Origin of the sequence: Flaviflexus equikiangi (genome assembly GCF_014069875.1) — a bacterium.
In the GTDB taxonomy this organism is placed as follows: Bacteria; Actinomycetota; Actinomycetes; order Actinomycetales; family Actinomycetaceae; genus Flaviflexus; species Flaviflexus equikiangi.
In genome coordinates, this window is record NZ_CP059676.1 from 2,183,299 (window position 1) to 2,203,881 (window position 20,583).

Sequence of the window (20,583 nt, forward strand, 5' to 3'; positions counted from 1 at the left end):
AGTTTTCTGTGCGAATCGGCGTCGTTCTCGGGCTAGGCTCGACGGGTGACTATTCTCTTGGCGATTGTGTACGCCGCTTTCATCTCTCTCGGACTGCCCGACGCTGTCGTCGGTGCCGCCTGGCCATCCATGTACTCACAGATCGGCGCGGATGAGGCGGCTGCCGCGATCGTGACGACGGTGGCCGTTCTCGCCACGATCGTCATGTCGTTCGCGTCCGGCTGGCTCGTGGCACGGTTCGGCACCTTCGCCGTGAGTGCCGGCTCGGTGCTCCTCACGGCGCTGGCCCTCTTCGGATATGCGTACGCTCCGAGCTTCGTGTGGCTGCTCGTCTTCACCGTTCCTCTCGGCCTGGGGGCGGGCGCCATCGATACGGCGCTCAACGCTTTCGTGGCTGTCAACTATTCGTCGCGCCACATGAACTTCCTCCATGCCTCGTGGGGGATCGGGGCAGCGCTCGGCCCGCTGATCGCCGGCTTCTGGCTCAATGCGCGGGGCGAATGGCGGCCTGCCTACTTCACTCTCGCCCTCCTTCAAATCACTCTGCTGCTGATCTTCCTCGGCTCACGGCGGCTGTGGTCTGAGAGCGCGGCAGGATCCAGCACCGTAGCCTCGACCAGGTGGGAGGGTGCGGAGCTGACTGGCCGGAGATGGTATGCCATGCCCAACCTCCCCATCATCCTCACGGGCTTCTTCGCGTACTCTGCTGCGGAGCTGACTCTCGGCCTCTGGGGTGCAACCTATTTCGTTACGAGGTTCGGCCTCAGCGCCGATGTGGCGGCCGCTGGTGCCGCAGCGTTCTACCTCGGGATCACGGCCGGCCGTGCCGTCGCAGGTATCGTCTCCGGCCGCATGTCGAACCAGGCGCTGCTCCAGGTGGGGACGGCCCTGCTCCTTGCCGGTGCCGCCCTCCTCTTTGTTCCCATGCCGGCGGTCAGCCTTGTCGGCTTCGCCCTTGCCGGCTTCGGCTGCGGCCCGATCTTCCCCATGATGCTCCAGGAGACGACACGCCGCTACGGTTCGCTCAACACGGAGCGGATGATGGGAGTGCAGATGGGATTGGCATATACCGGCATGCTCGTCGGGCCCCCTCTCACCGGTTGGCTCATCACCCGCGTCACTCCCCTCTCCCTGCCTGCCATCGCCGTCGTTCTCGCCCTCTGCATCGCATCCAGCGTCTTTCTCGTGGACCGCAGGCTCGCGGCTCGCCTCACCACCTCCTCGCCCATCACGCACGTTCCGGGTCGAGACACTCCGCGTTAGCGACACGTCTCCCAGGTTCATCCCAGGCGGGCACGCACGCCCGCACCTCTCGAGGAATCGTTGCAATAGCAGGGAGAAGTCTCTGACCGAAGGGCGGGTGCGACTGAGAGATGACGCACATTACCTTTCGGTAGGTTACGATTTAGTAGGCTTGGACGAGCAAAGTAGCTAAACTCCAAAACAGAGCGCACTCCGTTTTACGTGCGCACTGGATACGAGGAGTTGGATGCTGAGAACCGTGGAGTCGATCGACTCGACCAATGCTGAGCTCGCACGCCAATGGGATGCTGGGGCGGCTGTGGATGGTGACGCGCTGCGCGCCCATCACCAGAGCTCGGGCCGCGGGCGGCTTGGTCGCTCTTTCATCGACACCCCCGGGGACGCTCTCCTCGTCTCCGTGCTCCGCATCCTCCCAGCCCGGGAGGACCTGAAGGTCGGCTGGCTGACATTGGGAACCGGCCTGGCCATGGTCAGCGCACTGCGCCCCCTCACGGGGGATCGTGTCGCCCTCAAGTGGCCGAACGACATTCTTCTGGACGGGAAGAAGCTCGGCGGCGTCCTGGGCGAACTCCTCGACGGGGACGACATGCCCGTCGTGCTCGGGTGCGGAATCAATACGACCGCGACATCCCTCCCAGTCCCCCACGCGATCTCTCTCGCCTCAGCCGGCCTGGCATGCGATGACGAGACTGTCGCCGAGATCCTCGACCGCTTCCGCGCCGAACTCGATATCCGCGTCGACATGGTGATCGACAACAGGATCGCTGAACTCCACGAGGAGCTCACCCGCGTGTGCGTCACGCCCGGCAGGTCGGTCCGAGTGACAACCGTCGACGGCACCGTCACCGAGGGCACCGCGGCCGAGATCGACATCGACGGAGCCCTCCTCGTCCACACCGGCACCGAGACTGTCCGGGTTGCCGGCGCCGACGCTGACCTCATCTAAGAAGGAAATCAATGCTATCGACCATTCTTGTCGCCAATCGCGGTGAAATCGCGGCCCGCATCATCCGCACCATCCATGACATGGGCTTGAGGGCTGTCGCGGTATATGCGGATCAGGACCTTGATTCTCCGGCCGTGGCGCTTGCCGACGAGGCGTATGCACTCGGCGGGACGACGCTGGCGGACACCTACCTGAACGGCGATCGGATCCTCGAGATCGCGCAGAGGGCCGGCGTGGACGGCATCCACCCCGGTTACGGGTTCCTGTCTGAGGTTCCCGAGTTCGCTGACGCCGTCGCGGCCTCCGGGATCGCCTGGATCGGCCCCTCGGGAGCCACCATCACCCAGCTGGGCGACAAGATCGGCGCCCGCCGCACCGCTGTCGCGGCCGGGGTATCCCCCGTGCCGGGAACGAACGACCCCGTCGAATCGATCGCCGAGATCCGTGCCTTTGCCGATTCCCACGGTTTCCCGATCGTGGCGAAGCGGAGCGATGGTGGAGGGGGACGCGGCATCGTCATCCTTCGCACCAGCGACGACATCACCGAGTTCGAGGCCCGTCACGCCGGTCTCGGCGGGGATCTGGGAGCCTACTTCCTCGAGAAGTTCGTCGAGTCGGCCCGGCACATCGAAACCCAATGCATGGCGGATGCTCACGGCAACTTCGCTGTCGTCACAACCCGCGACTGCTCCGTCCAGCGCCGCAACCAGAAGCTCATCGAGGAAGCCCCCGCACCCTACCTGCCCGATGGTGTGGCCGAGACGGTGGCACAGTGGTCGGAGGCCCTGTTCCGCCAGACCGATTACGTCGGTCTGGGAACGTGCGAGTTCCTTCTCGACAATGATGGCTCCGTCTACTTCCTCGAAGTCAACCCCCGCCTGCAGGTCGAACACACCGTCTCCGAGGAGGTGACGGGCCTCGACCTCGTCGCCGAGCAGCTCCGCATAGCCTCCGGCGAGACGTTCACTCCCGTCCCGCCGGTGCGCGGGCATTCGATCGAGCTCCGCATCACCTCCGAGGATCCGGGAGCCGATCTCGTCCCCACGGCCGGGACGATCACGAGCCTGGAATGGCCGACGGGGCACGGCGTCCGCGTCGAGACCGGAGTCCGCGTCGGCGATACTGTCTCTCCCGACTTCGATTCGATGATCGCGAAGCTCATCATCACCGGGCCCGATCGCGCGACGACAATCGCACGCTCCTTGCGCGCCCTCCGGGAGCTCACCATCGGCGGCATCGCGACGCCGAAGGAACTCCTGGCCGACATTCTGCGCCACCGCGATTTCGCCGACGAGTTCACCGTGGGAACACGGTGGATGGAGACGGTCTACCTGCCGAACGCCGCACTGCCGGCACCGTTCGCCGCGGTGTCGCCCGTCGATGATGGTGGGTCTCGCCGCTGCTTCATCGCAGAGATCGACGGACGGCGCCACGAGATCAGCCTGCCGGCCGAGTTCTTCGCACCCGCCGGCAACGGGACGGGCGTCGTTCGCCCCCAGCAGCCCCGCCGCACATCCGGCCGTTCCGTCTCCGCCCCCGGCGCGGCAAGCGTCGCCGCCGACGGCGTTCTCTCCGCCCCCATCCAGGGCACGATCGTGCGCGTCTCCGTCGAGGTCGGCCAGCAGGTCAAGAAGGGCGATGTTCTGCTCGTCCTCGAGGCGATGAAGATGGAGAAGTACGTCCACGCCCCTGCCGATGGCACGGTGGCGGAGATCTATGTCGCTCCCTCTCAGAACGTTCCAGCACATACAGCACTCATCAAACTGGAGGAGGACAGGTGAGCATTTCATCCCTCAGAGGGATCGTCTCCCGCGTCATGCCGGCACGGCGGCCACAGGCCCCCGTGATCAAGGCGGCCCGGATCGACTATTCGGCTATCGCCGTCGCGGCGGAGGAGAAGGCCGCCGCCTTCCAGCACAGCAAGGGCAAGAACACGGCACGGGAACGCCTGCATCAGCTGCTCGATGCGGATTCGTTCGTCGAGATCGGACAGTTCGCCGGCGGGAACCCGAACGATGGTTTCCTGGGCGCGGCGGTTGTCACGGGCTTCGGCGAGATCGCCGGACGCCAGGTCGCTGTCTATGCCCAAGATTTCTCGGTGCGCGGCGGCACGCTGGGCCGTGCGGAGGGCCAGAAGATCCTCGCCCTCATGGACAAAGCCCTGGCGATGAAGATCCCGATCATCTCGATGCTGGATTCGGGCGGTGCCCGCATCCAAGAAGGAGTGGTCGCCCTCGGCCAGTACGGCCGGATCTTCAAGAAGACGTGCGAAGCTTCGGGCCTCATCCCCCAGATCTCGATCATTCTCGGCCCGTGTGCGGGCGGGGCTGTCTATGCTCCGGCATTGACTGATTTCATCGTCATGACAAAAGAGAACTCTCACATGTTCGTGACGGGCCCCGAGGTCGTCAAGGCCGTGACGGGTGAGAGCGTGTCGATGAACGACCTGGGCGGCGGGCACCTGCACAGCATCGAATCCGGCGTGGCCCACTACCTGGCCGATGATGAGACGGACGCGATCGACTACGTGCGCTCCCTCCTGTCCTACCTGCCCTCGAACGCCTCCGAGCCTGCCCCGCACTACGACTACACGCCGTCGGTGGAGGATGAGAAGGCGGCGGCCGAGGTGCGCAGCCTCGTCCCGGAGGAATCCCGCCAGCCCTACGACATCATCGAGGTCATCGAACATCTCGTCGACTATGGCGAGTTCGTCGAGGTCCAGCAGGGCTTCGCGGCCTCGATCGTCATCGGCTTCGCCTGCATCAACGGCTCCGCCGTCGGAATCGTGGCCGATCAGCCCAATCACAACGCGGGAACGCTCGATGTCGACGCATCGGAGAAGGCGGCACGATTCGTGCGATGCTGCGATGCGTACAACATTCCCATCGTCACCCTCGTCGACGTGCCCGGATACCGTCCCGGCACGGAGCAGGAACAGTCCGGCATCATCCGCCGCGGCGCGAAGCTGATCTTCGCCTACGCGAACGCCACCACACCGATGGTGACCGTGATCCTCCGCAAGGCCTACGGCGGCGCCTACATCGTCATGGGCTCGAAATCGATCGGTGCCGACTTCACGTTCGCGTGGCCGGATGCGGAGATCGCGGTCATGGGCGCCGAAGGCGCCGTCAACATCCTCAAGCGCCGCGAGATCAAGGCCGCAGGCCCCGGCGAGAAGGATATGGCGGAGGCTCGCGCCCGTCTCGCCGCCGAATATCAAGCCAACCACATCAACCCCAGCCTCTCGGTCGAGACCGGCGAGCTCGATGGGATCATCGACCCCATGCTCACCCGCCAGACCATTGCAGAATCACTCGAAATCTTGCGGACGAAGGATCGTTCGTACCCCGGACCCAAGCGCCACTCCAACGGCCCGCTCTAAGAAGAAGGACACATGGCTTCCAGCTTTATCTCACGTCTCGCATCCGGCGAACCCTACGTTCTCCTGTTTGCAGGACAAGCCACTCCCTGGCGGGAGAATCTCGCCGAGATCGGCGAGGACTCGAACCTCGCACACGCGATCCGTTCCCTCATCGCCGACTCGGATGCTCTCCTCGCACCGATCGCCGCTCCCCTGGCCGCCGCCGGTGCGGGCGCACTGACGCTCGAGAACCTCGGCTCGTCGAACGATCCCGCACTGTCAGTCCCCGGCATCACCGCAGCCCAGTACGCGCTGCTCCACGCCCTCTCCTCGGCAGGCCTCGACATCGGCGTGTCAGCCCCGGTCGATACCCTCGGCCACTCCCAGGGCATCCTCGGTGCCGAGCTTGCCAAGGCATGGGTGACGAAGGATGAGAAGGAGCTTGCCCGGATCTTCGCGATCGCCCGCCTCATCGGCGCCGCCACATCCCGCACCTGCCGCGCTGAAGGCATCACCCATTCGACCCGCAGCCCCATGCTGTCCGTCCGGGACGTCTCGCGCGGCCAGCTTGACGCCATGGTGGAGGGGACGGGTGCGACCGTTTCGATCGTGAACTCGCGCCGCCGCTTCATCGTCTCCGGGCATCCCACCGATCTTGAGCGTGTCGAGCTCGCGGCGGATGCTGCCGCGAAGGCCGACCGGGCGGAGCTTGCCGCGAAGACACGCGGCGGCATGCCGCTCACTCCCGTCCTCGAATACTTGACGGTGGAAGCCCCCTTCCATCACGAACTCCTGCGTCCCGCCTACGAGCAGGTGCTCGCATGGTCGGAGGCCTGCGGCATTGCCGGCGCTGACGAGCTGGCGCGGGCTGTCCTCCTCGATCCTGTCGACTGGGCCTCCCAGGTGCGTGCCGCTCAGGCACGCGGCGTTTCCTGGTTCGTCGACCTGGGCCCCGGAAACGTCGTCGGCCGGATCACGACCGACGTCCTCGAGGGCACCGGCGCCGGCATCGTGTCCGCCGGGACGCTCTCCGACATCGACGCCCTGGCCGTGCCGGGTGAGGAGCCTGCACGGACCGCCGACTGGTCCACGCATGCTCCCCGCCTCCTCGACCTGCCGTCCGGCACGGCCGTCGAGACAGCATTCTCGCGCCTGACCGGCAACTCCCCCATCCTCCTGGCGGGCATGACCCCGACAACGGTCGATCCGGAGATCGTGGCGGCTGCCGCGAACGCGGGCTTCTGGGTGGAAATGGGTGGCGGCGGCCAGGTGACCGCCGAGGTGTTCGCCAGCAACCTGGCGGGCCTGCAGGCTCAGCTCAACGACGGCAGGACCGCCCAGTTCAATGCCATGTTCATGGACCGCTACCTGTGGAACCTCCAGTTCGGCGGCCAGCGGGTCGTGTCGAAGGCCCGCGAATCCGGTGCACCCCTCGATGGTGTCGTCGTCTCCGCCGGCATCCCCGAACTCGATGAGGCTCCCGAGCTTATCGCAACCCTCCAGTCCGAGGGCTTCAAGTACATTGCGTTCAAGCCGGGCACGGTCGCTCAGATCAGGCACTCGCTCCAGATCGCCAAGAGCGTCGACACGACGATCATCCTTCATGTCGAGGATGGTCACGCGGGCGGGCACCATTCGTGGGAGAACCTCGACGATCTCCTGCGGTCCACGTATGCGGAGATCCGCCGCGAAGAGAACGTGATCCTCTGTGTCGGCGGCGGCATCGGCACCCCCGAGAGGGCGGCCGACTATATTTCGGGCCAGTGGGCTCTCGCCTACGATCTGCCGCTCATGCCCGTCGATGGTGTCCTCATCGGCACGGCTGCGATGACGGCGAAGGAAGCGAAGACGCAGGATTCCGTCAAGGAGCTCCTCGTCAAGACGAGCGGCGTCCCCGCGTCCGAGGGCGGCTGGGTCGGTTCCGGCCAGTCGAAGGGCGGCATGACGTCCGGCCTGTCGCACCTGCGCGCCGACATGTACGAGATCGACAACGATGCCGCCGCCTGTGCGCGCCTTGTCGCCGAGGTGGAGGGGAAGCCCGAGCTGCTCCGGACCCGCCGCGACGAGATCATCGCGGCCCTCAACAAGACATCGAAGCCGTACTTCGGCGACCTGGGCGAGATGACCTACGCGGAGGTTGCGACGCGCTTCGCCGAACTATCGCACCCGTGGGTCGACCCGTCGTGGCTCACCCGCTACCACGAGCTGCTCCAGCGTTTCGAAGCACGCCTGTCCCCCGCCGATCACGGCCCCGTCACGACCCTGTTCCCCACGGAAGCGGATGTGACAGACGGACTGCCCGCGGCAGAGCGCCTCATCGGCGCCTACCCGCTTTCGCAGGAGCTCACCCTCACTCCGCTCGACTCGGCATGGTTCATCGCACTGTGCCGAAAGTACCCGAAGCCGATGGGCTTCGTCCCCACCATCGATGATGATCTGCTCCGCTGGTGGGGCCAGGATTCGCTGTGGCAGGCCCAGGACGATCGGTATGATGCGAACGCGGTCCGGATCATTCCCGGCCCCGTCTCCGTTGCCGGTATCACCACCGTCAACGAGCCGATCGCGTCGATCCTGTCCCGGTTCGAGGATGCGACGATCGCACGCCTCGAGGGTTCGGCCGAGAGGCTGACCGCGTTCTCGAAGCTCGCGAACGCGAAGGATGCTGCCGAGTATGTTCGCGCCGTCCCGTTCATCTCCTGGACCGGTCATCTCATCGACAACCCTGCCCACATTCTCGACGCTTCCGCCTACGATCTCGAGATCGACGGCGAGAAGGCGACGATCACGGTCAAGCTCGATACGTTCTGGGATGGGAGCACCGCCTCCGTCCATGCCGTCCGCGAGCTCGTCGTCCCCCTCGTCCTCCCTCCCTCCGTCCAGGACGGTGGGGTGCCGGTCGTCGACGAGGAGCGCCTGCCCGAGTCGATGTACAACCTGCTGTCCGGCACTGCCGGTGTCGGCAACACGGCCGTCCAGGGGGACTACATCGAGGCCCTGCCGACGATGGTCGAGTCCGCTCGGTCAGAGTTCGGCGAAGCCCACTACTCCTTCACCCTGCCTGCGACTCTCGGCGCCGACCACACGGGCGTCACAGGCAGCGCGCTCGGCTTGGACACGGCAACGATCGTGCCCGATGCTCTGCTCGGCACCTGCTGGCCTGCCATCTATGCCGCTCTCGGCTCGGCCATGGTCAACGGCTACCCGGTGATCGAGGGCCTGCTCAACGCCGTCCACCTCGATCACACGATCTCGTTCGACCGTCCCGTCTCTGAGCTGCCGCTCGGCGCGATCGACGTGATCTCCTGGGCGGACTCGATCCAAGAGTCCTCCTCCGGCCGGATCGTCGAAGTCGACCTCGACCTGTTCATCGACGGCGTCAAGGTGGGGCACATGGAGGAGCGCTTCGCGATCCGTGGCCGCGCCTACGGCTCGAACCTTCCCGCGGAACCGCCCTTCGCGGGCGGAACAACGGCTGAGGTTGTCGATACGCCCCGGTCGACGCTCCGCAAGGTCACGGTCACCGCACCCTCGGACATGACTCCGTTCGCCTGGGTGTCGGGTGACTTCAACCCGATCCACACCTCGACCCACGCGGCCCGCGTGGCGGGTCTCGAGGCTCCCCTCGTGCACGGCATGTGGCTCTCTGCCACCGCTCAGCATGCCGCCTCGGTCGCGGACGACAAGGGCCGCGCCCTCAAGCTGACGGGTTGGACGTACAGGATGTTCGGTCTCGTCGACTTGAACGACGAGGTCGATATCACGGTCGAGCGGATCGGCCGGCTCAAGGGCGGGGGCCTCGTCCTCGAGGTCACCTGCAAGGTCGGCAGCGAGCTCGTCTCGACCGGCACGGCCACGACTGCCGCTCCCGCCACCGCCTACGTCTACCCCGGCCAGGGCATCCAGTCCCAGGGCATGGGGTTGAACGAGAGAGCATCGTCGAAGGCCACGGCAGACGTGTGGGAGCGTGCCGACATCCACACCCGCAAGGTTCTCGGCTTCTCCATTCTCGCTCTCGTCCGCGACAACCCGACAGTCCTCACGGCGAAGGGTGTCACCTACCGTCATCCCGAAGGCGTCCTCAACCTCACCCAGTTCACGCAGGTTGCCCTCGCAACGCTCGCCTTCGCCCAGACGGCTCGCCTGCGCGAGGCGGGGGCCGTCGTCGACGGCGCCTACTTCGCCGGTCATTCCCTCGGCGAATACAACGCTCTCTCGGCCTACGCCGGCACGATCGATCTCGAGACTGTTCTCGAGCTCGTCTTCCACCGCGGCGCCACCATGCACAACCTTGTGCCCCGCGACGATCAGGGCCGGTCGAACTATCAGATGGGAGCGCTGCGCCCCAACCAATTCGGTGTCAGCCATGACCAGGTCAAGGACTACATCGATGGTGTCGCGAAGGCGAGCGGTGAGTTCCTGGAGATCGTCAACTACAACCTGGCAGGCCAGCAGTATGCGGTGGCGGGGACGATCGCCGGTTTGCGGGCCCTCGCGGCCGACGCCGGGGAGCGTGCCCGCAAGGCAGGCGGCAAGGGTCCGTTCATGCTCGTTCCCGGCATCGATGTGCCCTTCCACTCCGCGATCCTCCACGACGGTGTGCCCGAGTTCCGTGAGCGCCTCACAGAACTCCTGCCCCACGAGATCGACTATCGCGGCCTGGAGAACAAGTACATCCCGAACCTTGTCGCGAAGCCGTTCGAACTGACACAGGACTTCGTTCGCGAGATCCTCTCCGTCGTCCCCTCGGTCGAACTCGACGCTGTCCTTGCGAACTGGGATGACGAGATCCAGGACAAGACGAAGCTGGCTCGTACGATCCTCATCGAGCTGCTGTGCTGGCAGTTCGCGTCGCCCGTGCGCTGGATCGAGACGCAGGACCTGCTGTTCTCGACCTCGAAGCTCGACATCAACGAGATCGTCGAAATCGGTCTCGGTGCCGCCCCGACGCTCGCGAACCTCGCGTCGAAGACGCTTGCCCTGCCCGAATACACGGACGCGTCCGTGACCGTGCGCAACGTCCAGCGTGACGAGGCCTTCGTCTACCACGAAGACGTCAACACGATCGACGATGATGAGCCGGTCGAGATCCCGGACACTCCCGTGGCCCAGGCCGCGACACCGACACCCGCACCCGAAGCACCCGCGGCCCCCGTCGCGCCGGCAGGGTCCGTCGAACGTCCCGCCGACCTGCCCTACCGAGCATCCGACGCGATCAAGACCCTGCTCGCCTTCGCGAACAAGGTCCGCCCCGAACAGATCGGCGCAGCCGATACGACCGGGACGCTGACCAACGGCGTGTCCTCGCGCCTCAACCAGCTCCTCATGGACTTCTCGGCAGAACTCGGCCTGGCCAGCGTGGAGGGCGCCGCGGAAGCGGATGTCGTCACCCTGTCCGCCACGGTGGACCGCGCGGCACACAATTACAAGCCGTTCGGGCCCGTCCTCGGGGAAGCGATCAAGGATCGCATCCGCAAACTGTTCGGCGCCGCCGGCCAGAAGCAGTCCGCCATCGCGGAGCGTGTCACCGGCGTGTGGCAGCTCGGAGACGGCTGGGTTGCGCACACGACAGCGGCGATCCTCCTCGGCACACGCCCTGGAGCATCCACCCGCGGAGGCGATCTCGCCTCCCTTCCGACGGAAGCATCATCGACGGCGGATGTCACCGCGATCATCGACGCGGCTGTTGCGGAGGTGGGTGCCGCCCACGGCATCCCCGTCGCGATTCCCACCGCCGGAGGCGGTGGCGGCGCAACCGTCGACTCTGCCGCTCTCGACGAATTCGCCTCCTCGATCACGGGTGACCGCGGTGTTCTCGCGAACACGGCACGCCACCTGCTGAACGCACTCGGCCTCGACGAAGCCACCCCAGCATCGTTCGATCATTCCGAAGCGGAGGAGACACAGGCCGTCCTCGACGCTGTCGAGGCTGAGCTCGGCGCCGGCTGGGTCTCCCTCGTCACGCCCTCGTTCGATCCGCGCAAGGCCGTCCTCCTCGACGACCGCTGGGCTTCGGCCCGCGAAGACCTGGCTCGCCTGTGGGCAGGCCAGGAGCTGGCAGACACGGTGTCGTTCCGCGGGGCCGGTCAGGCTGTTGCCGACCAGGCTTCCTGGTGGGCACAGCAGTCCTCCGGCGAGAAGGCACGCCGTTTCGAGCAGATCGCACAGTCGGCTCTCGATACGGCACCGGGAGAATACTCGGGTCAGATCGCGATCGTGACCGGCATGGCTCCCAACTCGATCGCCGGCGGCGTCGTGGCAGGGCTGCTCGCCGGCGGTGCCACCGTCGTCGCCACGGCGTCGCGCCTCAACGCGGCGCGGTTGGCCTACGCGAAGACGCTCTACCGCGAGAACGCGTCGGCCGATGCTGCGCTGTGGCTGGTTCCCGCGAACCTGTCCTCCTACCGCGATGTCGATGCTCTCGTCGAGTGGATCGGTACGGAACAGTCCGAGACCGTGGGCTCTGACCTCAAGGTCACGAAGCCCGCTCTCGTCCCGGACCTGTACTTCCCGTTCGCTGCGCCGCCCGTCTCGGGCACCGCTGAGGATGCTGGCCCTGCCACGGAGACGCAGGCCCGCCTGCTCCTGTGGTCGGTTGAGCGCTCCATGACGGCACTGTCGAAGATCGGTGCGGACACGAACGTCGAACATCGCCTGCACGTCGTCCTGCCTGGCTCCCCCAACAGGGGAACCTTCGGCGGGGATGGTGCTTACGGCGAGGTGAAGGCCGCATTCGATGCGATCGTCAACAAATGGCAGGTCGAGCCGTGGGCTGAGCGTGTCACCATCGCGCACCCGAGGATCGGCTGGGTTGCCGGTACGGGCCTCATGGGCGGCAACGATCCTCTCGTCGCCGCAGCAGAGAAGTCCGGCATCCGCGTATGGACGCCGTCGGAGATCTCGAGCGAACTGCTCGCCCTGTGCTCTGCCGAGGCGAAAGCCCGTGCAGGCGAGGCACCGATCGAGGCGGACCTGACTGGCGGCATGGACAAGATCTCGATCTCTGCGCTGCGCGCAGAGGCAGAGGTCCTGACCCCCGAGACGGTCTCGACGGTGGAAGCAACCCTTCAGGCGCTGCCCTCCCCTGTCCGCTCTGCTCAGCCCACCGCTGACTGGGGCACGGTCGCCGCGTCCCTCGAGGACATGGTCGTCATCGTCGGCCTCGGAGAGGTCAGCCCGTGGGGTTCGGGACGCACCCGCTTCGAAGCCGAGTACGGCATCCAGTCCGATGGCAGTGTCGAGCTGACCGCCGCCGGCGTGCTCGAACTGGCGTGGATGACAGGCCTGCTCCGCTGGCGCGATACTCCCGTGGCCGGCTGGTATGACACGGACGACAAGATTGTCGACGAGGCAGATATCTTCGACCGGTATCGGGATGAAGTGGTGGCACGCTCCGGCGTCCGCACCTTCGTCGACTCGATCGCCATCGAAGACCTGACGAGCCCCGAGGGCGTGGAGATGTTCCTCGACACGGACGTCACGTTCACGGTGGATTCCGAAGAGGCCGCGAAATCGTATGTCGATGCCGATCCTGCGTTCACTGTCGCGACAGAGAACGATGGGGAATGGCAGGTCACCCGCAAGCAGGGTGCCCGCAGCCGCATGCCGCGCCGCGCCGCCATGGCACGCAAGGTCGGCGGACAGTTCCCGACCGACTTCGATCCGACCCGCTGGGGCATCCCCGCATCCATGGTCGAGTCCATCGACCGGATTGCTGTCTGGAACCTCGTCTCCGCTGTCGACGCCTACCTGTCTGCCGGATTCTCCCCCGCGGAGATCCTCCAGGCCGTCCACCCGTCCGATGTGGCGATGACGCAGGGCACCGGCTTCGGCGGGATGACGTCGATGAGGAAGCTGTTCCTCGACCGTTTCCTGGCCGAAGACATCCCCTCCGACATCCTCCAGGAGACCCTCCCCAACGTTGTCGCGGCGCACACGATGCAGTCGTACATCGGCGGCTACGGGTCGATGATCCACCCGATCGGCGCCTGCGCCACCGCGGCCGTCTCGGTCGAGGAGGGCGTCGACAAGATCGCCTGCGGCAAGGCAGACTTCGTCGTCGCCGGCGCGATCGATGACATCTCGGTCGAGTCGATTGCCGGCTTCGCCTCCATGAACGCCACGGCGGACTCGGATGCGATGGCGGCGAAGGGCATCAGCGAACGCTTCTACTCCCGTGCCAACGACCGCAGGAGGGCTGGCTTCGTCGAGGCTCAAGGCGGCGGAACGATCCTGCTGGCTCGCGGCTCTGTCGCGGCCCAGATGGGTCTGCCCGTCTACGGAGTGGTCGCTTTCGCCCAGTCCTACGCGGATGGTGCACACACCTCGATCCCGGCCCCCGGGCTCGGTGCTCTCGCTGCGGGACGCGGCAGGAAGTCCTCCAGGCTCGTCCGCAACCTCGCCGATCTCGGTGTCTCGGTCGATGAGATCTCCGTGATCTCCAAGCACGACACGTCGACGAATGCGAACGACCCGAACGAGTCGAACCTGCACACCCGCCTCGCGGAGGCGATGGGACGCTCGAACGGGAACCCCATGTTCGTCGTGTCGCAGAAGACGCTGACAGGTCACGCGAAGGGCGGTGCCGCCGTCTTCCAGACTGCCGGCCTGGCCGATATCTTCCGGACCGGACGGATCCCCGCGAACCGTGCGCTCGACTGTGTCGATCCTGAGCTCCAGAGCTCCCCGGGGCTCGTCTGGCTCCGGGAACCGCTCGAGCTGCCGACCACCGTCAAGGCTGGCCTGCTCACCTCGCTCGGCTTCGGCCACGTGTCAGCGCTCGTCGCACTCGTCCACCCGGCCGCGTTCGAGCAGGCCCTGCGCCAGGAGCTCGGACACGCCGCGGCAGAGGCTTGGCTGGAGACGGCAACGGCACGCCTGCGTGCCGGTGTGCGCCGCCGCGAGGCTGGCATGCTCGGCCACGAGCCGCTGTTCACCCCGATCGAGGATCGCCGCTTCATCGGTGAGCCGAAGGAGATCGAGGCAGCCATGCTGCTCGACCCGGAGGCGCGCCTCGCACAGAGCGGCTTCTTCGAGTGATCATCGGCGTGGGCGTGGACCTTGTCGACGTTGAGTCCTTTGCACTGCAGCTGGACTCACCCGGCACGGTCTACGCCCGCGCCTTCACGGGCCAGGAGCGCCGCACCGCGAAGAACAGGGCCACCGTGTCCGGTTCTCCCGCGGCGCACCTGGCCGCCCGGTGGGCGGCGAAAGAGGCCTTCATCAAAGCCTGGTCCGCCGCCCTAATCGGCACCCCGCCCCCACTCGCTCAGGAGGAGCTCGTCTGGTCACAGATCGAGGTCATCGCGGATCGGTGGGGCAGGCCCGCGCTCACCATCCATCCACCACTTGCTGACACTGTTGAGAGTTCAATCGCGCAGATCCACGGACCGGGCACAGCCTCGTGGCACGTGTCGATGAGCCACGACGGTGGGATGGCAATGGCGACGGTGATTGCCGCGTCCCACCTCGCGATCGGCCCTCAGTCAAACGCTGACTCCCACCCGACGGGATAGCCTGGCGCGGATCGCGCTCTGGTATCAGTTCTTCATAGCGTGCATTCTCTCGGATGCAGAAGTTACAAGCTGGCGCCCCAATCAGCCCCGCCGAGGACTGACGGGTCGACATCTCGGTCCGGCAGCGCCGCACGTAGCTGGCTGCACGACTGCGAAGACATGCCCAGCCATCATCTCGTGAGCGGGTATCATGACTTTCGCCTTCCCCTGACTTTCCGAATGTTGAGACCAACGCGAATTCACTGAAAGTTCACAAACACTTTCATTGGCGGACAAAATCATTGGGAATGGGACGATCCACGCCACTTCCCGCACTTTGCTGGTGAAATGCAGTCACGATTCCCGCTCAAGAATGAGAAAATGTCAGGCTTCTTCGTGATTCTATGTTGTGTGTCCCGTGCCATGTTCGTACAATCGGGGCGGACGACTTGTCAGTGGAGACAGGTCCAGATCAGGAGAATGCAATGACGCGTCTAGTAAATGTTCCCGAAGACTTCCCCGCGGAGTCCCTCCGTGGTTTTGTTCTCGCCAATAAGAGATACGTGAAGCCTGTCTACGGCGGCGTGGTCCGCTCGACGGCCACCCGTGACGGGAAGGTTGCAGTTGTTTACGGAGGCGGGTCGGGACACTACCCGGCGTTCGCGGGTTGGGTCGGCCAAGGATTTGCTGACGGTGCAGTATGCGGCAACATCTTCTCCTCTCCATCAGGTGCGCAGGCATATTCGGTGCTCAAGGCTGCTGACCGCGGGGCGGGCGTCCTCATGGGATTCGGCAACTATGCGGGCGATGTTCTGCACTTCGGCCAGGCCATCGAACGCCTGCGCGCTGAGGGTATTCAGGCCGACACTCTTGTCGTCACCGACGACATCGCCTCGGGTGCGAAGGATGAGGTGGAGAAGCGCCGCGGAATCGCCGGTGACTTCCCCACGTTCAAGATCGCTGCCGCCGCGGCTGAGGCCGGCAAGGATTTCGATGAGGTGAAGCGGATCTTCGAGAAGGCCAATGCCGCGACACGCTCTTTCGGCGTCGCTTTCTCGGGATGTACTCTCCCTGGCGCTGAGGCTCCTCTCTTCACCGTCCCGGAGGGGAAGATGGGGATCGGCCTCGGCATCCACGGAGAGCCCGGCATCGACGAAGCGCCGCTGGGAACTGCCGATGAGCTGGCCAAGACTCTTGTCGAGGGGCTCCTCGAGGAGCGCCCCGAGGGCGCGAATCGCGTGGTTGCGATCATCAACGGCCTCGGCGACACGAAGTATGAAGAGCTGTTCACCGTGGCGGGCACCGTCCACGATCTCCTTGAAGAAGCGGGGATCGAGGTGGCCGATCTCGAGTCCGGTGAGTTCGTGACATCGCTCGACATGGCAGGCATTTCTCTCACCCTCACGTGGGTCGACGACGAGCTCGAGGAGTACTGGAACGCACCGTGCGACGCCCCCGCCTACCGCAAGGGTTCGGTCGGAACAGTCGAGCGTGACGATGCGGCTCTCAACAACGAGGCCGCGAAGGTGACAGTCACCGAGAAGGGCTCCGAGCAGTCCCAAGCGGCAGCGCAGAAGGCGGCCGAGCTCCTCGGCGAGATCGCGGCCATGCTCGAGAGCAAGAAGGACGAGCTCGGCGAGCTCGACTCCGTCGCTGGCGACGGAGACCACGGCATCGGCATGGAGAACGGATCCCGTGCAGCCGCGAAAGCGGCGAAGGCGCTTGTCGCAGACGGTGCGGGCCTCTCAACCACACTCGCTGCCGCGGGTGATGCCTGGTCGGATCGTGCGGGAGGCACCTCGGGCGCTCTGTGGGGAGCGATCCTCACGTCCTTCGGTGCAACGTTCGGAGATCAGGATTCTCCCACTGAGGAGAAGTTTGTCGCCGCGGTGATAGCCGCACTCGATGCTGTTCAGCGTCTTGGCGGAGCCGAGGTGGGAGACAAGACGCTGGTCGACTCCCTCGCTCCTCTCGCGAAGGCCTTTGCATCGACCGATGGCGATCTGAGGGCGAAGGGCGAAGCGGGCCTGGCAGCCGCAGAGAAGGGCGCCCAGTCGACGGTTGATCTCGTCGCGAAGCTGGGCCGTGCGCGTCCCCTCGGCAAGAAGTCTGTCGGCACGGCTGACCCGGGAGCCGTGTCCCTCGTCGAGGTCGCACGCGTCCTCGTCGCCGCACTCTAGCAATGGGGGCCTGATCGCAGCGGTGATCAGGCCCCCAGTGGCATCGAGGCACGGCAGACGCTGATATCTGCCAGCGCACCGCTCTCGTACCGCTCGTCTCGTCCGACTGCTATGTCGTCCTGCGGGCGCGGTCACGCCGGAAGTCGGCGGGCACCTCGATGATCTTTGACTGGTTCCACGGCCTTTCCCACCCGCCGACTGTGAGAAGACCATCGATGAGGTGCGCGGTGAACCCCCACACGAAGATCTCATCGAGATCGAAGGCGGGCCCCGTGTAGGGGGCTCCCGGCAATGTGGCCGTCACGCGAACATCGGGGTCTGCGAGGCGATCGAGGGATGGCAGGTGGACTGACTCGACCTCCCTCTCGTCCACGACGCGCGGGTTCTCGCCGGAGGCGATGATGCCGATGATCGGAGTGATCGCATTCTTCGACACGGCAAGAGACAGGTCGGGTAGCTCCCCGAGGATCGAGACCGTGTCGGGATGAAGTCCGACTTCCTCGTGGGCTTCCCGCAGCGCGGCCTCGACGACAGTCTCTCCCGGATCGAGACTCCCGCCCGGAAAAGACACTTGGCCGGGATGGAAGCGGAGGGTCATGGCGCGCCGGGTGAGAACAATCCTCGTGTCGTCCTCGTCGGTCAGCGCCATGAGAACGGCCGCCGATCGTTCACCGTCCGCGGCCCGTGAGAGGGGAATGGGGAGGTGACCAAACTTGTCGACCAGGTCGTGGAAGCGGCTCATTGCTCCATTATGGCGCAGCGACCTGGGGAAGAAGGTCTCTTGCTCCGTGGGTTCTCTTGGCCTAAGCCTCGCCGTCAGCGAGAATGAGGGTATGACTGATTCAGCCAGCACCACCAAGCTTTCCATCGTCGGCGCAGGCTCCGTGGGCTCCTCGCTCGCGTACGCCTCCCTTATCCGCGGCTCCGCCAACACCATCGCTCTCTACGACGTCAACACGGCCAAGGTTGACGCCGAGGTCCTCGACCTCGGACACGGCAGCCAGTACATGAGAGAATCCCAGATCATCGGCGGCAGCGACATCAGCTGTGTGGCGGGTTCCGACATCGTCATCATCACCGCTGGTGCACGGCAGAAGCCCGGCCAGTCCCGCCTCGACCTGGCGGGAACGAATGTCGACATTCTCGGCTCACTCATGCCCCAGCTGCTCGAGCAGGCTCCGAATGCGATCTTCATGCTTGTCACGAACCCGTGCGACGTTCTGACCACGGCCGCTCTGAAGATCTCGGGCCTGCCGAGGAACCGCGTCCTCTCGTCCGGGACGGTTCTCGACACGTCGCGGCTGCGATGGCTTGTGGGCCGCAAGATCGGCATCTCGCCGCGCTCCGTCCACGCCATGATGGTGGGAGAGCACGGCGATACCGAGTTCGCGCTGTGGTCCTCGGCCACGATCGGACAGGCACCGCTGCAGGAGTGGACGGACGAGTCCGGCATCAGCGTCTTCGACCAGGCCGTCCTGGATGCTCTCGAAGAGGAAGTGATGACCTCCGCATATAAGGTCATCCAGGGCAAGGGTGCCACGAACTACGCGATCGGTGTTGCCGGCGCCCGCATCGTCGAAGCCATTCTCGGCGACCAGAAGGCTGTCCTGCCGGTCTCGACACTCCTCAACGACTACCATGGCATCTCCGATATCGCGCTCTCCGTCCCTTCGGTCGTCGGCCGCCAGGGTGTGGAGCGCACGCTGGACTTCCCCATGAACGAGATCGAAGAGGCGAAGCTCCACAAGTCGGCTGACGCCCTTCTCGCAGTCCAGACATCCCTGGGGATCTGACACTCAATGCTGTTCCGACGGAGAAGGGCGGAGCTTCCGCCTGTCACCGATCCCGCTATCGATGCTCACATCCACTGGCTCGGGATGAGGGGGCTTGTCGCTCGCGACGGCCTCACGAGGGAGGAGTGGATCGCGGCTGCCGGGGATCCCTCGGATCCGATGTCGCTTGCCGATGCCCTCACATCCGGCAGGCCCTGCGCCGTTCCCATCGGAGTGACCGTCACCGGAACTGATCTCGTCCGCGATATTGAGCTCCTCGCGGACGGGCTCGGCCTCCCGATCGACGACGTCACGCTCACCGATTCCACACTCCTCATCCGGTCGGGGACGACCCGCAGCGCTCTCGACGCGTCCGGTCCGAACGTCCTCTCCCAGGTCGCGTCGATGTTCGTCGATGCCGTCCACGTTCTGCTCGTCGAGGGGAGGACGTTCGCCGTTGTCCACGGCGATGTCGCGGAGCAGGCGGAGCGGGCACTGCGGCAGGGCGAGTACACGTCGCCGCACGCGCCCTGATCGTGGGACGATAGTGGTATGAGTCTTTCGATAGGCATTGATGTCGGTGGTACGAAGATAGCGGCGGGCGTGGTCGATGAGGCGGGCACGATGATCACCAAGATCCGCAGGCCCTCTCTCGCTTCCGACGCCGCATCAATCGCACGCACCGTTGTCGACATTGCGCAGGAACTGGCGTCCGAGTATGCCGCGGCATCGATCGGGGTCGGTGCCGCCGGTTTCGTCGACAAGTCCCGCCGCACCATCTCCTTCGCCCCGAACCTTGCCTGGAGGGACGAGCCCCTCGCCGACCGCCTCGAGGACGCGACGGGCCTTCCCACCGTGATCGAGAATGATGCGAACGCCGCGGCCTGGGGCGAGTTCACTTTCGGGGTGGCAAGCCATGCCTCCTCGATCGTCTTCGTCACTCTCGGCACGGGTGTCGGCGGGGGCCTCATCATCGACGGTCAGCTCCTCCGTGGCACCCACGGTTTCGCGGGCGAGATCGGACACGTCAATCTTGTTCCCGATGGTCTGCAATGCGGATGTGGGGGGCGCGGATGCTGGGAACAGTACAGTTCGGGCACGGCTCTCGTCCGCATGGCACGCGACGCGGCAGCGACCTCCCCTGATCTCGCCGCAACGCTTCTGCGTCTTGTCGATGGTGACCCGAGCAGGATCACGGGATATACGGTGATGGAGGCGGCCCGGCGGGGATGTACGGCCGCCATCCGGTGCTTCAACGAGGCGGGACGGTACGTCGGCATCGCCCTCGCCGATCTCGTCTCCGTTCTCGACCCGGACATGTTCGTTCTCGCGGGAGGAGTCTCGGAAGCGGGCTCCCTCATCCGCGTGCCGGCAGAGGAGTCCTTCCGGGACCAGCAGATCGGCGGAGACTACCGGCCCACCATCCCCATCGTCACGGCCGCGCTCGGCAATGATGCCGGGATCATCGGGGCCGCTGACCTGGGACGCAGGCCAGCCGCATAGGATAGGGGGCAGTTCAGAACGAACTGCCCCCTGAGGTTCTTCTCTTCCTTCTATCGCCCGGACTTCT

The 20,583-nt window shown here is 65.6% G+C and carries 11 protein-coding genes; 10 read left to right on the forward strand and 1 reads right to left on the reverse strand.

Going from position 1 to position 20,583, the window contains the following annotated elements:
* Nucleotides 1-45 precede the first annotated feature (45 nt).
* The 7 genes from H2O75_RS10025 to H2O75_RS10055 all read left to right on the forward strand — a co-directional run bounded on the left by H2O75_RS10025 (nt 46) and on the right by H2O75_RS10055 (nt 17,241).
* Complete coding sequence (locus H2O75_RS10025; RefSeq protein WP_182171582.1) at nt 46-1,263, forward strand: MFS transporter; 1,218 nt, start codon at nt 46-48, stop codon at nt 1,261-1,263.
* Between the two features lie 226 nt (nt 1,264-1,489).
* Nucleotides 1,490-2,209, forward strand: coding sequence for a biotin--[acetyl-CoA-carboxylase] ligase (locus H2O75_RS10030; protein WP_182171584.1), 720 nt, complete (start codon nt 1,490-1,492; stop codon nt 2,207-2,209).
* Nucleotides 2,210-2,220: 11 nt separating this feature from the next.
* Nucleotides 2,221-3,990 carry an acetyl/propionyl/methylcrotonyl-CoA carboxylase subunit alpha gene (locus H2O75_RS10035; RefSeq protein ID WP_182171586.1) on the forward strand — a complete coding sequence of 590 codons (1,770 nt, stop codon included), beginning with the start codon at nt 2,221-2,223 and terminating at the stop codon, nt 3,988-3,990.
* 35 nt (nt 3,991-4,025) lie between these two features.
* Nucleotides 4,026-5,591: an acyl-CoA carboxylase subunit beta gene (locus H2O75_RS10040; RefSeq protein WP_182175197.1), complete on the forward strand. Its 1,566-nt coding sequence runs from the start codon at nt 4,026-4,028 to the stop codon at nt 5,589-5,591.
* A 12-nt stretch (nt 5,592-5,603) separates the two neighbouring features.
* Nucleotides 5,604-14,606 (forward strand): type I polyketide synthase, encoded by a 9,003-nt coding sequence (locus H2O75_RS10045; protein WP_182171588.1) that lies wholly within the window; start codon nt 5,604-5,606, stop codon nt 14,604-14,606.
* Nucleotides 14,603-15,082 (forward strand): holo-ACP synthase AcpS, encoded by a 480-nt coding sequence (acpS, locus tag H2O75_RS10050; RefSeq protein WP_204736359.1) that lies wholly within the window; start codon nt 14,603-14,605, stop codon nt 15,080-15,082. Before H2O75_RS10045 ends, acpS begins: the two co-directional genes overlap by 4 nt.
* Before the next feature lie 464 nt (nt 15,083-15,546).
* Nucleotides 15,547-17,241, forward strand: coding sequence for a dihydroxyacetone kinase family protein (locus tag H2O75_RS10055; protein WP_182171590.1), 1,695 nt, complete (start codon nt 15,547-15,549; stop codon nt 17,239-17,241).
* Nucleotides 17,242-17,350: 109 nt separating this feature from the next.
* On the opposite strand, the gene H2O75_RS10060 is transcribed toward H2O75_RS10055, so the two are convergent.
* A complete protein-coding gene (locus H2O75_RS10060) occupies nt 17,351-17,983 on the reverse strand; it encodes an NUDIX hydrolase (protein WP_182171592.1) in 633 nt (210 codons plus the stop codon).
* 91 nt (nt 17,984-18,074) lie between these two features.
* Between H2O75_RS10060 and H2O75_RS10065 the strand changes: the two genes are divergently transcribed.
* The 3 genes from H2O75_RS10065 to H2O75_RS10075 are packed head-to-tail and all read left to right on the forward strand — an operon-like array spanning nt 18,075 to nt 20,516.
* Nucleotides 18,075-19,034 carry an L-lactate dehydrogenase gene (locus H2O75_RS10065; protein ID WP_182171594.1) on the forward strand — a complete coding sequence of 320 codons (960 nt, stop codon included), beginning with the start codon at nt 18,075-18,077 and terminating at the stop codon, nt 19,032-19,034.
* A 6-nt stretch (nt 19,035-19,040) separates the two neighbouring features.
* Nucleotides 19,041-19,547, forward strand: coding sequence for a hypothetical protein (locus H2O75_RS10070; protein WP_182171596.1), 507 nt, complete (start codon nt 19,041-19,043; stop codon nt 19,545-19,547).
* Nucleotides 19,548-19,565: 18 nt separating this feature from the next.
* On the forward strand, nt 19,566-20,516 hold the full coding sequence (locus tag H2O75_RS10075; RefSeq protein WP_182171598.1) for an ROK family glucokinase: 951 nt from the start codon (nt 19,566-19,568) through the stop codon (nt 20,514-20,516).
* Nucleotides 20,517-20,583: the final 67 nt, after the last annotated feature.

Excerpts from the sequence above, each read along its gene's own strand:
- H2O75_RS10030 (WP_182171584.1), top strand. The coding sequence starts at position 1,490 with ATGCTGAGAACCGTGGAGTCGATCGACTCGACCAATGCTGAGCTCGCA.
- H2O75_RS10035 (WP_182171586.1), top strand. The coding sequence starts at position 2,221 with ATGCTATCGACCATTCTTGTCGCCAATCGCGGTGAAATCGCGGCCCGC.
- H2O75_RS10040 (WP_182175197.1), top strand. The coding sequence starts at position 4,026 with ATGCCGGCACGGCGGCCACAGGCCCCCGTGATCAAGGCGGCCCGGATC.
- H2O75_RS10045 (WP_182171588.1), top strand. The coding sequence starts at position 5,604 with ATGGCTTCCAGCTTTATCTCACGTCTCGCATCCGGCGAACCCTACGTT.
- H2O75_RS10055 (WP_182171590.1), top strand. The coding sequence starts at position 15,547 with ATGACGCGTCTAGTAAATGTTCCCGAAGACTTCCCCGCGGAGTCCCTC.
- H2O75_RS10060 (WP_182171592.1), bottom strand. The coding sequence starts at position 17,983 with ATGAGCCGCTTCCACGACCTGGTCGACAAGTTTGGTCACCTCCCCATT.
- H2O75_RS10065 (WP_182171594.1), top strand. The coding sequence starts at position 18,075 with ATGACTGATTCAGCCAGCACCACCAAGCTTTCCATCGTCGGCGCAGGC.
- H2O75_RS10070 (WP_182171596.1), top strand. The coding sequence starts at position 19,041 with ATGCTGTTCCGACGGAGAAGGGCGGAGCTTCCGCCTGTCACCGATCCC.
- H2O75_RS10075 (WP_182171598.1), top strand. The coding sequence starts at position 19,566 with ATGAGTCTTTCGATAGGCATTGATGTCGGTGGTACGAAGATAGCGGCG.